This window comes from Acinetobacter lwoffii, from assembly GCF_019048525.1.
Classification (GTDB): domain Bacteria; phylum Pseudomonadota; class Gammaproteobacteria; order Pseudomonadales; family Moraxellaceae; genus Acinetobacter; species Acinetobacter lwoffii_K.
Window position 1 is genome coordinate 591773 of record NZ_CP077369.1, and the last position, 13663, is coordinate 605435.

7 protein-coding genes, 2 tRNA genes and 3 rRNA genes are annotated in these 13663 nt (G+C 46.0%); 3 read left to right on the forward strand and 9 right to left on the reverse strand.

Annotation, left to right across the window (positions count from 1 at the left end; translation table 11 throughout):
- The first annotated feature begins 12 nt into the window (after window positions 1-12).
- A complete protein-coding gene (gene dinB / locus I6L24_RS02875) occupies window positions 13-1068 on the forward strand; it encodes a DNA polymerase IV (RefSeq protein WP_216986396.1) in 1056 nt (351 codons plus the stop codon).
- Window positions 1069-1146: 78 nt separating this feature from the next.
- Here dinB and I6L24_RS16720 read toward each other — a convergent pair whose 3' ends face one another.
- Window positions 1147-1275: a hypothetical protein gene (locus tag I6L24_RS16720; protein WP_004644884.1), complete on the reverse strand. Its 129-nt coding sequence runs from the start codon at window positions 1273-1275 to the stop codon at window positions 1147-1149.
- A 15-nt stretch (window positions 1276-1290) separates the two neighbouring features.
- On the opposite strand from I6L24_RS16720, the gene shiA reads away from it, so the two are divergent.
- Together shiA and I6L24_RS02885 are read left to right on the forward strand one after the other, a co-directional pair.
- Window positions 1291-2601, forward strand: coding sequence for a shikimate transporter (gene shiA, locus I6L24_RS02880; RefSeq protein ID WP_216986397.1), 1311 nt, complete (start codon window positions 1291-1293; stop codon window positions 2599-2601).
- Window positions 2591-2947: a RidA family protein gene (locus tag I6L24_RS02885; protein ID WP_005101539.1), complete on the forward strand. Its 357-nt coding sequence runs from the start codon at window positions 2591-2593 to the stop codon at window positions 2945-2947. The genes shiA and I6L24_RS02885 overlap by 11 nt, the downstream gene beginning before the upstream one ends.
- A 53-nt stretch (window positions 2948-3000) precedes the next feature.
- Here the strand turns inward: I6L24_RS02885 and I6L24_RS02890 are convergent, their stop codons facing one another.
- From I6L24_RS02890 to I6L24_RS02925, 8 genes are all read right to left on the reverse strand, one after another.
- Entirely contained in the window at window positions 3001-3549 is a 549-nt protein-coding gene (locus tag I6L24_RS02890; protein WP_004732580.1) for a DUF2726 domain-containing protein, read from the reverse strand.
- 398 nt (window positions 3550-3947) lie between these two features.
- On the reverse strand, window positions 3948-6356 hold the full coding sequence (locus I6L24_RS02895; protein ID WP_005265472.1) for a YgiQ family radical SAM protein: 2409 nt from the start codon (window positions 6354-6356) through the stop codon (window positions 3948-3950).
- 222 nt (window positions 6357-6578) lie between these two features.
- Window positions 6579-7772, reverse strand: coding sequence for an MFS transporter (locus tag I6L24_RS02900; protein ID WP_004644878.1), 1194 nt, complete (start codon window positions 7770-7772; stop codon window positions 6579-6581).
- Between the two features lie 154 nt (window positions 7773-7926).
- Window positions 7927-8041 (reverse strand): 5S ribosomal RNA (gene rrf / locus I6L24_RS02905).
- 177 nt (window positions 8042-8218) lie between these two features.
- Window positions 8219-11113 (reverse strand): 23S ribosomal RNA (locus I6L24_RS02910).
- Window positions 11114-11531: 418 nt separating this feature from the next.
- Window positions 11532-11607, reverse strand: a tRNA-Ala gene (locus I6L24_RS02915).
- Window positions 11608-11652: 45 nt separating this feature from the next.
- Window positions 11653-11729: transfer RNA gene (locus I6L24_RS02920), tRNA-Ile, on the reverse strand.
- A 60-nt stretch (window positions 11730-11789) separates the two neighbouring features.
- Window positions 11790-13327: ribosomal RNA gene (locus tag I6L24_RS02925) — 16S ribosomal RNA — on the reverse strand.
- Together the 16S, 23S and 5S rRNA genes with 2 tRNA genes alongside form the textbook arrangement of a ribosomal RNA operon.
- Window positions 13328-13663: the final 336 nt, after the last annotated feature.

Here is a 13663-nt window from a genome sequence, read left to right on the forward strand (position 1 = left end):
AAGATAGCGGATATGCGCAAAATTATTCATATTGATATGGATGCGTTTTATGCCTCGGTAGAGCTGCGTGAACGTCCAGAACTGAAAGACTTACCTGTGGTGATAGCCTCGCATCATCCTCGGGCGGTGGTCGCGGCTGCCTCCTATCCGGCACGGTTTTATGGCCTGCGTTCTGCCATGTCCATGGGGCAGGCGCGCAAACTGTGTCCTCAAGTTATCGTGATTGAGCCAGATTTTGCCAAATACCGGCAGGTATCGGCACAGATTCATCAGATCTTCCAACAATATACTTCCCTGATTGAACCACTGTCTCTGGATGAAGCCTTTCTGGATGTCACAGAAAATTTAAAACAAATCCCAAGTGCTACCGAAGTCGCCATGCGAATTCGCGAGGATATTTTTCAAGCCACCGGATTAACTGCTTCTGCTGGTGTAGCGCCCAACAAGTTTCTCGCTAAAATTGCTTCGGACTGGCACAAACCGAATGGGATCTGTGTGATTAAGCCATCACAAGTTCAGGGATTCATCCAGGATCTGCCACTGAAAAAAATTCCTGGTGTCGGTAAAGTCACCCAGGAAAAACTGAAAAGCCTGAATCTAGAAACTTTAGGCGATTTACAGCAAATTGATGAAGCCTTACTGATTCAACATTTTGGCAAATATGGACGGCGGCTATTTTTGTATGCTCAAGGCATTGATGAACGACCGGTCGAAGTGGAACGGGAACGCCAGCAAATTTCCAAAGAAACCACTTTTGATGATGACCTGCATCTGAACCAATGTCACCCCTATTGGGAGCCTTTACTTGGACAAGTATGGCAAAGCCTGCAAAAGAAACAGCTTTCTGCTCGCGGCGTTACGGTCAAATTAAAACTCAAGAATTTTCAGGTGATGCAACACAGTAAAAGTTTTAAACAGGTGCTGCGTAGCCCACAGGAATTAGCCCAAGCCTTGGACTTACTGCTCGACGACCTGCATATTGCTCCGCAGATGCAATTTCGGCTGATCGGCGTCGGCGTGTATCAGCTCAGCGTCCCCGAAACTGAAACCCAGTTATTGCTACTCTAAACCTTTTTTGATCATGTTTTAGGCATCAGTTTAAAAATACGGCAACTTTGTTTTTACATTTTGATTTTTTAGAGTACTCTATCTGCGCAATGCATTATCCATGTATGTGCCGAGATGCTGAAAATCACCTTTACTTTCAGCATGATGTCCTGTGATTAGCGTGACGATCAAATCCGAATATTGCAGGGCAACTCTGATGTAACTCATGGAATCCCCTCCTGCATGTCTTCTGTAAATTCTTCTGTTGTTCAAGAACAACGCGCACGTAAAGCTGCGCTGTCTAGTTTTGTTGGTGCTGTTGTCGATTGGTATGATTTTCTCCTTTATGGCATTGTTGCAGCCTTAATTTTTAAAGATCAGTTTTTCCCCAGTATTGGCGAGAACATGGGTACCCTTGCGGCTCTGGCCACCTTTGGGGTCGGCTTCCTGTTTCGTCCTTTAGGTGGTGTGGTATTTGGTCACTTTGGTGACAAGCTCGGCCGTAAAAAAATGCTGGTACTTACGGTAATCCTGATGGGAATTTCCACGGTCGGGATTGGTCTGCTGCCAAATTTTGAAGCAATTGGCTGGTGGGCTCCGGTGCTGCTGGTGTTTTGCCGTGCCTTGCAAGGCTTTGCCGTGGGTGGTGAATGGGGCGGTGCAGCACTCATGGCCGTAGAAAATGCGCCAAAAGGAAAAAAAGCCTTTTATAGCAGTGGGGTTCAGGTCGGTTATGGCGTCGGTCTGGTCCTGGCGACCGGTGCAGTGTCGATTATTATTGCAACACTGGGTGAAGAAGCCTTTGCTGAATGGGCATGGCGTATTCCCTTTCTGGCCAGCATCGTACTGTTAGCTGTAGCGATGTGGATCCGACGTGATCAGGATGAATCGCAAGAGTTTGTGGAAAAGGTGGTGAAAGCTGATCATCAACCAGAAAAACTGCCGATCTTGCAGGCCATCAGTAAACACCCTAAAGCTTTCTTCTATATCATTGCTTTACGCTTGACCGAATTGCTGACCATGTATCTGGTCACCAATTTCGCCTTGAACTATTCGACCAGTAATCTGGGCATGGACAAACAGTTCTTCCTGAATATTACCTTGATGGTCGGGGCCATCAGCTGCTTCAGTATTCCCTTCTTTGCCTGGCTGGCAGATAAATTTAATCATCAGAAAATGTGTGTCTGGGGTGGTTTGATTGGTGCGCTTTCAGCTTTTCCCTTCTTTATGGCGCTCGATGCACAAAACACCTGGATGATCATTATGGGGGCAATTTTACTGGCGAACGTTGCCCATGATATGGTGGTCAGTGTCCATCAGCCGATTTTCACCTCATTGTTTGGCACCGAATACCGCTACAGCGGTGCCGGAGTTGGCTATCAGGTGGCGAGTATCATTGGTGGTGGTTTTACCCCATTTATTGCAGCGGCACTGGTGATTTGGGCAGATGGTTCATGGCATTATGTAGCCATCTATCTGGCGGTGGGTTGTCTGCTGACTGCATTGGTCGCAGCCCTGATGCCCAAAACTCAGGATGAACAACATGACAGTTGAACGTTTACACGTATCGAAACGCTTTTCGGAAATTGCCATTGCCGGTAATCTGGTGCATCTTGCCGGCCAGCTGGCCACAGATGTTGAACTGGATATTAAAGGGCAAACCCAACAGACTTTAGATATTATTGACCAGTTTCTGGCAGATGCCGGCACAGACAAAAGTCACATCATGTCGGTAACCATCTATTTGAAAGACATTGAAAAAGATTATGCAGCCTTCAATGAAGTCTGGGATGCCTGGGTCGCTGATATCGAAGCGCTGCCTCGTACCTGTGTAGAAGCAAAACTCTATGATCCACGGGTATTGGTCGAACTGACTGTCGTGGCGGTTAAACCGGAATAATGTTTCAAGATCGGTACTCATAAAAAAGCATGCTTCTGGCATGCTTTTTTGTTTTAGCCCACAGCTTTGATTTTACTGCGCTCTAAATCCGAATATAAATAATATTTTTTCAGATCATTGCTAACTGTATATTTGGGCATTTTCTGCATTTGGGCTTGCTCCTGCAAGAAGTCCTGGCGCAACTGATAATATTCCGGCACATCATCGTAACGAATTACCCGATAACCTGCCATGGTTAGTAATGCATCCTGAAAACCCGTCTGCTGGGGACGCTTCAAAATTAATGGGTCATCTACTCCCACCACGGCTAGAATCTGGTGCTGCTGATCCAGAATTACAAAATCTGCAGTCAGGTTGCGGTACTTATGTCGAGTCCGGTTAAATTTAGTCGTCATTAAGGCATCATAGGAAACATGTGCCAAAATGATGTATTCAGGTAATACTTCCCTCAAACGGGTGAAGGTCAATTGCTCATTCAGGTTAAAAATAGCACGTTGCTTTAACGCACTGTCTTGTGGTTTGGAATTATTTCCGAGCTTTTTCCATGCCATGAGCACGACACAGAAGAGCAGGAAACTCCCAATCATAATATAGGTGGTCATGCCTAAATCCTTGAATTCTTATAATCATTTTTGTTTTATTGTTGTGCAGTATAAACCCACGCTTTATTTTAAATAGATATAACAACCAATCTGTTTAAATACCCATACAACTGGTATCAAAACTCGATTCTGTGTTACCTAAAGTGACATCTCTCTAGATGCCAATGAAAGTGGATTTAAAGTACTGATAATGCACTCTAAAACATCCATGGAATTGACCGCAATACATATCTGCCCAACTGTAGGACAATTCCGACAAAGTGTTATTTTTATATCACTTTTTTAAAGAATTTAATTCAAATAATATATTCTTTTACACTTTCAACTGACAAGCTCAGGCTACGTTACTTTACCCAAGAGCTAAAAAAAGACACCGAAGTGTCTTTATATTAAATTAATTATGCACGTGATTTGGGCTTCGCTTTAGGCTTTGGCCCACCAAACGGTTTTTTGGCATCGCCTGTTTCACGTGGTGGCAAACCGGTGTGCTGGGTCAGAATTTGCCCACGTTCAGGACGTTTCTTGGTATTTGAAGGACGTGACTGAGCTTGTGCAGCCTTGCTACGATTCCCTTGCTCACCGGTACGTTTTTGCGAATCACCTGCAACCGTCGAGTTTTTCTTACGCGCCGATTGATACTGACCGTCTGTACTGCCTGCAGGCTGATAAGTCGGAATCAAATGCTGTTTCGAGTTACCAATCAAATCCTGACGGCCCATTTCTTTCAGGGCTTCACGCAATAACGGCCAGTTGTTTGAATCATGATAACGCAAGAAAGCTTTGTGCAGACGACGACGTTTCTCACCTTTCACAATATCGACATTTTCAGTATAACGCGCCACTTTCGCCAGCGGGTTTTTACCAGTGTAGTACATGGTAGTTGCAGTCGCCATTGGTGAAGGATAGAAGGTCTGTACCTGATCGGCACGGAAACCATTCTTCTTCAACCAAATCGCCAAATTCATCATGTCGTAATCGGTAGTTCCCGGATGCGCCGCGATGAAGTAAGGAATCAAGTATTGTTCCTTACCGGCTTCTTTACTGTAACGATCAAACATTTGCTTGAAGCGGTCATAGGTACCAATACCCGGCTTCATCATTTTATTGAGTGGACCTTTCTCGGTATGTTCAGGCGCAATTTTTAAGTAACCACCGACATGATGGGTGACAAGTTCTTTGACATATTCAGGGTTTAAAACCGCAAGGTCATAACGTAGGCCTGAACCAATCAGAATTTTTTTAATGCCTGGTAAAGAACGTGCTTTACGATATAACTGCGTCAATGGCGCATGGTCGGTATGCAGGTTTTGGCACACGCCCGGGAATACACATGACGGTTTACGACAGTTCTTTTCAATCTCAGGATCTTTACATGCCAGACGGTACATATTGGCTGTTGGGCCACCCAGGTCCGAGATAATGCCAGTAAAGCCTGGAGCCGTATCACGGATTTTTTCCACTTCACGCAGAATCGATTCTTCAGAACGGTTCTGAATAATACGACCTTCGTGTTCTGTAATCGAACAGAAGGTACAGCCTCCGAAACAGCCACGCATGATATTCACAGAGAACTTGATCATGTCGAATGCCGGGAAACGTGCATTGCCATAAGCAGGGTGCGGCAGACGTGCATAAGGCAGGTCAAACACGTAATCCATTTCTTCGGTAGTCAACGGAATTGGCGGTGCATTCAACCAGACATCACGTTCACCATGCTTTTGTACCATAGCACGCGCATTTCCCGGATTGGTTTCCAGATGCAGAATACGGTTGGCATGTGCATAAAGCACTGGATCTGCAGCAACTTCTTCAAAAGCAGGCAAACGGATTACGGCCAATTCACGCGGCGGTAACTTATGTTTAATCGCTTTAGAAGCCGGTTGCAGTTGCACAATTTGCGTATCAGGATCTAGGTCATCCCCTGCTCGCACAATCGGATTGGCGACATGTTCTTTTTGGAAACCTTGATACTGGCTAGAATCCTTCCCTTGTTCAATCTCACAACCATCGATATCTTCAGTCATGACATACGGGTTAATAATTGGATCAACACGGCCAATGGCATCGACATCATTCGATGCAATTTCAACAAATTTGGCTTTAGAGGCACGGTTGTGTTTATTCACAATGAACGCAGTACCGCGAACATCAGTAATCTCGTGAATTTTCTCGCCACGTGCCAGACGATGCATGATTTCAGTGATTGAGCGTTCGCCATTACCGTACATTAAAAGATCGGCTTTTGAATCCATCAAGACTGAACGACGGACTTTGTCTGACCAGTAATCATAATGTGCAATACGACGTAACGACGCTTCAATACCGCCGAGCAATACTGGTACATCCGGATAAGCTTCACGAACACGCTGGCAATACACAGTTGCCGCACGGTCTGGACGTTTGTTTGGCTGATTGTCTGGTGAATAGGCATCATCAGAACGGATTTTACGGTCAGCCGTATAACGGTTGATCATGGAATCCATATTCCCTGCTGTTACACCCCAGGCAATATTTGGTTTACCCAAAACGCGGAACGCATCCACGCTGGTCCAGTCTGGCTGTGCAATAATACCGACACGGAAGCCTTGTGCTTCTAGCGTACGGCCAATAATGCCTGAACAGAAAGATGGATGATCGATATAAGCATCACCACAAACTAAAATAAAATCACAGCTGTCCCAGCCGAGTTGATCCATTTCCTCGCGTGACATCGGCAAAAATGGCGCAGGGTCAAAACAAGACGCCCAATATTTGTCGTAATCAAACAACGCTTTTGGCGCAGTCTGCATGGTATAAGCAGTAGACATGGCTAGCAATTCTCGGCTGGCAGATGATAGGAGATCTAAAAATAAGATCAAAGATGAAAGCCGATTATTTTACCACGAATTAGGTCTAGCTTGCTTGATTATAATTTATACAAAATCAGAGACTAACTGAACCACTTTCTATTCGTCACTTGAATCTAAAGTTTAAATATATCAAAAAAGAAATTGATTCTATTTATGAGGAGGAAAGCTTGGAAATAATCTCTAATTTGAACGGAGTTTTAAACTGAATGACAAACCCGTCAGTAATAACGCGGCAATAAACACAGTTAATCCTATCCAGCCATAATTTTCCCACACCAATCCGCTTGAGCTCCCCAACACACTTGAACCCAAGTAATAGCAAAATAAATACAGCGACGAACCGACTGCCCGATACTGTAACGACTGGATCGACACCCAGCTACTGGCGGTAGAATGGGCAGCGAAGAAAGAAAAAGTAAAAATCAGCAATCCGGTAAAAACAACAACCAATTGATTGATCAGCATCAGCGACAAGCCCACAAGCATCATCAGGATCATGGCTGCCAATATTCTAAATTTTCCGTAATGCCGCCCCCAATGTGCTGCTCGAGGGGAACTATAAATGCCGGCCAAATAAGTAATCGAAATCACACCAATCCAGACATGAGATAGCTCAAATGGCGCTTGGATCAAGCGATAACTCAGATAATTAAATACCGAGACAAAGCAGCCCATCAAGATAAAACCTTGCAGGAATAAAACCCGAAGTTTTGGATCAGCTAGATTCTGTCTAAATGAGTTTTTAAAACGATTCAGCTTGATTGGATAGGCTTTAAAATGTTGCGAAGCGGGTAAGAGGTAATAAAATAAGCCTGCAATACAGAGATTTAAAATACCAATCAACAAAGTAGCAGATTGCCAAGAGATAAAATCAACTAAAACTCCGGCAATTAAACGCCCTCCCATACCACCTATCGCTGTGCCAGAAATATATAAGCCCATGGCAAAACCGATATCTTTTTCTGCAATTTCTTCCCCGATATAAGTCATCGCGACTGCTGCGACACCACTGACTGTCAATCCAATCATTACTCGTGTGGTCAGAAACACGGACCAGATCGGCAATATTGCACTTAATAGTAATAATACTGAGACTGAAAATAGAGACCAGACCATAATCGGCTTACGACCGAATCGGTCTGATATTAGTCCAGTAAAAATCAGGCCAACTGCCAAGGCAATGGTAGAAAAAGATAAAGGGAAACTGCTTTGAGTCGGGCTGACCTGGAAATAATCAGCCAGAATCGGCATCATCGGCTGTACGCAATACAGTGATGAAAAAATGGCAAAGCCAGCAAGGAATAAGGAAAAAAGCACTGCTTTAAAAGCAGAAGAGCCATATTCAATATGGCTTGAAGATGAATTTGAGGACATATCCGCTCCATAGACCGGTTCAGTATACGCCTCTCAATTTTATTTTTATGTGATGTTTCAGTCGAAATAGCACATAAATAACATTTATTTGACTAAATTCCACGCATAAAAAAAACACCCCCAATCTTTTGATTGGGGGGATTTTGGAATAATGAGCTGGCGATGACTTACTCTCACATGGGTAACCCCACACTACCATCAGCGCTAAGAGGTTTCACTTCTGAGTTCGGGAAGGGATCAGGTGGTTCACTCTTGCTATGGTCGCCAGCACAACTGTTTATGGATACTTGCTAGGTCTTATTGAGATGCCTTGCTTTCTACCAAATAGAATTCATTAACAGATTTATCTGAGTTGGGTATTTTGTTCTTTAGCGTTCACTAAATCAAGCTGTTTTGCTTAATATCGAATCGATTGATGCTTAATACAACAACTGTTTGGGTGTTGTATAGTCAAGCCTCACGAGCAATTAGTATTGGTCAGCTTCACATATCACTATGCTTCCACATCCAACCTATCAACGTCGTAGTCTTCAACGGCTCTTTAGGAGACATAAAGTCTCGGGGAAATCTTATCTTGAGGTAGGCTTCCCGCTTAGATGCTTTCAGCGGTTATCCCTTCCGAACATAGCTACCCGGCGATGCCACTGGCGTGACAACCGGTACACCAGAGGTTCGTCCACTCTGGTCCTCTCGTACTAGGAGCAGATCCTCTCAAATTTCCAACGCCCACGGTAGATAGGGACCGAACTGTCTCACGACGTTCTAAACCCAGCTCGCGTACCTCTTTAAATGGCGAACAGCCATACCCTTGGGACCTGCTTCAGCCCCAGGATGAGATGAGCCGACATCGAGGTGCCAAACACCGCCGTCGATATGAACTCTTGGGCGGTATCAGCCTGTTATCCCCAGAGTACCTTTTATCCGTTGAGCGATGGCCCTTCCATACAGAACCACCGGATCACTAAGACCTACTTTCGTACCTGCTCGACTTGTGGGTCTCGCAGTTAAGCGCGCTTTTGCCTTTATACTCTACGCGTGATTTCCGACCACGCTGAGCGCACCTTCGTACTCCTCCGTTACTCTTTAGGAGGAGACCGCCCCAGTCAAACTACCCACCAGACATGGTCCTCGTCCCGGATAACGGGACAGAGTTAGAACCTCAATATTACCAGGGTGGTATTTCAAGGACGGCTCCACCGAAACTAGCGTCTCGGTTTCAAAGCCTCCCACCTATCCTACACAAGTAAGATCAAAGTTCAATGTCAAGCTGCAGTAAAGGTTCACGGGGTCTTTCCGTCTAGCCGCGGGTACACCGCATCTTCACGGCGAATTCGATTTCACTGAGTCTCTGCTGGAGACAGCGCCCCCATCATTATGCCATTCGTGCAGGTCGGAACTTACCCGACAAGGAATTTCGCTACCTTAGGACCGTTATAGTTACGGCCGCCGTTTACTGGGGCTTCGATCAAGAGCTTCGCTTACGCTAACCCCATCAATTAACCTTCCAGCACCGGGCAGGCATCACACCCTATACGTCCACTTTCGTGTTTGCAGAGTGCTATGTTTTTAATAAACAGTTGCAGGGGCCTGGTTTCTGAGGCTGTCGGCCGCTCAAGGAGCAAGTCCTATCACAGACAACAGCGTACCTTCTCCCGAAGTTACGGTACCATTTTGCCTAGTTCCTTCAGCAGAGTTCTCTCAAGCGCTTTGGTCTACTCGACCTGACCACCTGTGTCGGTTTCGGGTACGATTCCTGTGTAACTGAAGCTTAGAGACTTTTCCTGGAAGCATGGTATCAGCCACTTCACTGTACAAGTACAGCTTGCTATCAGTTCTCAGCATAGAGTACCCCGGATTTGCCTAAGATACATGCCTACAACCTTCCACCTGGACAACCAACGCCAGGCTGACTTAACCTTCTCCGTCCTCTCATCGCATTACACAGAAGTATTGGAATATTAACCAATTTCCCATCGACTACGCCTCTCGGCCTCGCCTTAGGGGTCGACTCACCCAGCCCCGATTAACGTTGGACTGGAACCCTTGGTCTTTCAGCGTGCGAGTTTTTCACTCGCATTGTCGTTACTCACGTCAGCATTCGCACTTCTGATACCTCCAGCAGACTTCTCAATCCACCTTCATCGGCTTACAGAACGCTCCCCTACCACGCATAATAAATTATGCATCCGCAGCTTCGGCATATAGTTTTAGCCCCGTTACATCTTCCGCGCAGGCCGACTCGACTAGTGAGCTATTACGCTTTCTTTAAAGGGTGGCTGCTTCTAAGCCAACCTCCTAGCTGTCTATGCCTTCCCACATCGTTTCCCACTTAACTATAATTTTGGGGCCTTAGCTGGCGGTCTGGATTGTTTTCCTCTTGACTACGGACGTTAGCACCCGCAGTCTGTCTCCCGGATAGTACTCATTGGTATTCGGAGTTTGCATCGGTTTGGTAAGTCGGGATGACCCCCTAGCCGAAACAGTGCTCTACCCCCAATGGTATTCGTCCGAGGCGCTACCTAAATAGCTTTCGGGGAGAACCAGCTATCACCAAGTTTGATTAGCCTTTCACCCCTATCCACAAGTCATCCCCTGGCTTTTCAACGACAGTGGGTTCGGTCCTCCAGTTAGTGTTACCCAACCTTCAACCTGCTCATGGATAGATCACCTGGTTTCGGGTCTATACCCAGCAACTAAACGCCCTATTAAGACTCGGTTTCCCTACGGCTCCCCTATGCGGTTAACCTCGCTACTGAATATAAGTCGCTGACCCATTATACAAAAGGTACGCAGTCACCGGACTAAGCCGGCTCCCACTGCTTGTATGCATGCGGTTTCAGGATCTATTTCACTCCCCTCACAGGGGTTCTTTTCGCCTTTCCCTCACGGTACTGGTTCACTATCGGTCAGTCAGGAGTATTTAGCCTTGGAGGATGGTCCCCCCATATTCAGACAAGGTTTCACGTGCCTCGCCCTACTCGACATCATCATATAAGCCCTTTCGTGTACAGGACTATCACCGTCTACGGTCGCACTTCCCAGAGCGTTCCACTAGAACTTATATGACTTAATGGGCTCTTCCCCTTTCGCTCGCCGCTACTGAGGGAATCTCAATTGATTTCTTTTCCTAAGGGTACTGAGATGTTTCACTTCCCCTCGTTCGCCTTGCAACACTATGTATTCATGTTGCAATACCTACCTTATGGTAAGTGGGTTTCCCCATTCAGACATCTCCGGATCACAGGATATTTGCCGCCTCCCCGGAGCTTTTCGCAGGCTATCACGTCTTTCTTCGCCTCTGACTGCCAAGGCATCCACCACATGCACTTAATTACTTGACTATACAACCCCAAACAGTCGTTTATCCTTACAAGTAGGATAAGCAACAGATTGTGATGATCTCTCATCACGCTCATACAGTTGGCGTTTGTGCACTTAAGCACCGTACAGCTTCAATTAGATTCATATACCAAAACGCTTGATTCAGTTAATTTCGCTAGAACTCATTTCTTGTAGTTGCCTACTTGAAACGAGTTTGAACAAATTATTTCAACTCAAATATATTCTGTTAATGATTTTTCCAGCCTTCGTCAGGTCAGGAAACTGTGATAAATCACAGAGGTTATCAAGTGCGCGTATCATAACGCTTGTACTTGTTAATCTCTAGGATCTAAACACTTGATCGCTTAAGGACTAAACTAACAATCAACTGATTGTCTATTTATTAGCTTTTGTCTTTATACATTCCGTAGGAATGTATGGTGGAGACTAGGAGAGTCGAACTCCTGACCTCCTGCGTGCAAAGCAGGCGCTCTACCAACTAAGCTAAGTCCCCAGCTTATCAATAAGTCAATGTATCTTTTCTTCTGTAGTCAGATAGTGGTGGGTCTGACAAGACTTGAACTTGTGACCCCACGCTTATCAAGCGTGTGCTCTAACCAACTGAGCTACAGACCCTCAGATACATCGTATGAAGAACAACTTGTTGTGGATTCTTACCAATCGTCAATCTTTCGTTAAGGAGGTGATCCAGCCGCAGGTTCCCCTACGGCTACCTTGTTACGACTTCACCCCAGTCATCTGCCACACCGTGGTAAGCGTCCCCCCTAAGGTTAGACTACCTACTTCTGGTGCAACAAACTCCCATGGTGTGACGGGCGGTGTGTACAAGGCCCGGGAACGTATTCACCGCGGCATTCTGATCCGCGATTACTAGCGATTCCGACTTCATGGAGTCGAGTTGCAGACTCCAATCCGGACTACGATCGGCTTTTTGAGATTAGCATCCTCTCGCGAGGTAGCAACCCTTTGTACCGACCATTGTAGCACGTGTGTAGCCCTGGTCGTAAGGGCCATGATGACTTGACGTCGTCCCCGCCTTCCTCCAGTTTGTCACTGGCAGTATCCTTAAAGTTCCCGGCTTAACCCGCTGGCAAATAAGGAAAAGGGTTGCGCTCGTTGCGGGACTTAACCCAACATCTCACGACACGAGCTGACGACAGCCATGCAGCACCTGTATGTAAGTTCCCGAAGGCACCAATCCATCTCTGGAAAGTTCTTACTATGTCAAGACCAGGTAAGGTTCTTCGCGTTGCATCGAATTAAACCACATGCTCCACCGCTTGTGCGGGCCCCCGTCAATTCATTTGAGTTTTAGTCTTGCGACCGTACTCCCCAGGCGGTCTACTTATCGCGTTAGCTGCGCCACTAAAGCCTCAAAGGCCCCAACGGCTAGTAGACATCGTTTACGGCATGGACTACCAGGGTATCTAATCCTGTTTGCTCCCCATGCTTTCGCACCTCAGTGTCAGTATTAGGCCAGATGGCTGCCTTCGCCATCGGTATTCCTCCAGATCTCTACGCATTTCACCGCTACACCTGGAATTCTACCATCCTCTCCCATACTCTAGCCAACCAGTATCGAATGCAATTCCCAAGTTAAGCTCGGGGATTTCACATTTGACTTAATTGGCCACCTACGCGCGCTTTACGCCCAGTAAATCCGATTAACGCTTGCACCCTCTGTATTACCGCGGCTGCTGGCACAGAGTTAGCCGGTGCTTATTCTGCGAGTAACGTCCACTATCCAAGAGTATTAATCTCGGTAGCCTCCTCCTCGCTTAAAGTGCTTTACAACCAAAAGGCCTTCTTCACACACGCGGCATGGCTGGATCAGGGTTCCCCCCATTGTCCAATATTCCCCACTGCTGCCTCCCGTAGGAGTCTGGGCCGTGTCTCAGTCCCAGTGTGGCGGATCATCCTCTCAGACCCGCTACAGATCGTCGCCTTGGTAGGCCTTTACCCCACCAACTAGCTAATCCGACTTAGGCTCATCTATTAGCGCAAGGCCCGAAGGTCCCCTGCTTTCTCCCGTAGGACGTATGCGGTATTAGCATCCCTTTCGAGATGTTGTCCCCCACTAATAGGCAGATTCCTAAGCATTACTCACCCGTCCGCCGCTAGGTTAAGTAGCAAGCTACCTTTCCCCGCTCGACTTGCATGTGTTAAGCCTGCCGCCAGCGTTCAATCTGAGCCATGATCAAACTCTTCAGTTTAATACTATGTAGTGCCTTAAAGGGCACCAATCTTGGCTCATCAATTTTCTGACAAATATTTCTCAAATAAACTTCGAGTAATTTCTACCATCAATCAATGAAAATAATTTCGATCGATCAACCAGTAAAAATCCACACAAGTTGTTCTTCATAATCTCTTAATGATCTTCTTGCTAATTCGTCACCAGCAAGCTAGGTCGGCTATATTACTCTCTATCTCTAGAAAGTCAACCAGTAATGAAAACTATTTTTAAAATTTCTTTCTAAAACCCAACTTAATCAAACTTAACTAAGTCACTGTTTTATCAGAAGTTTTAATCTTCATCACCGCCGATG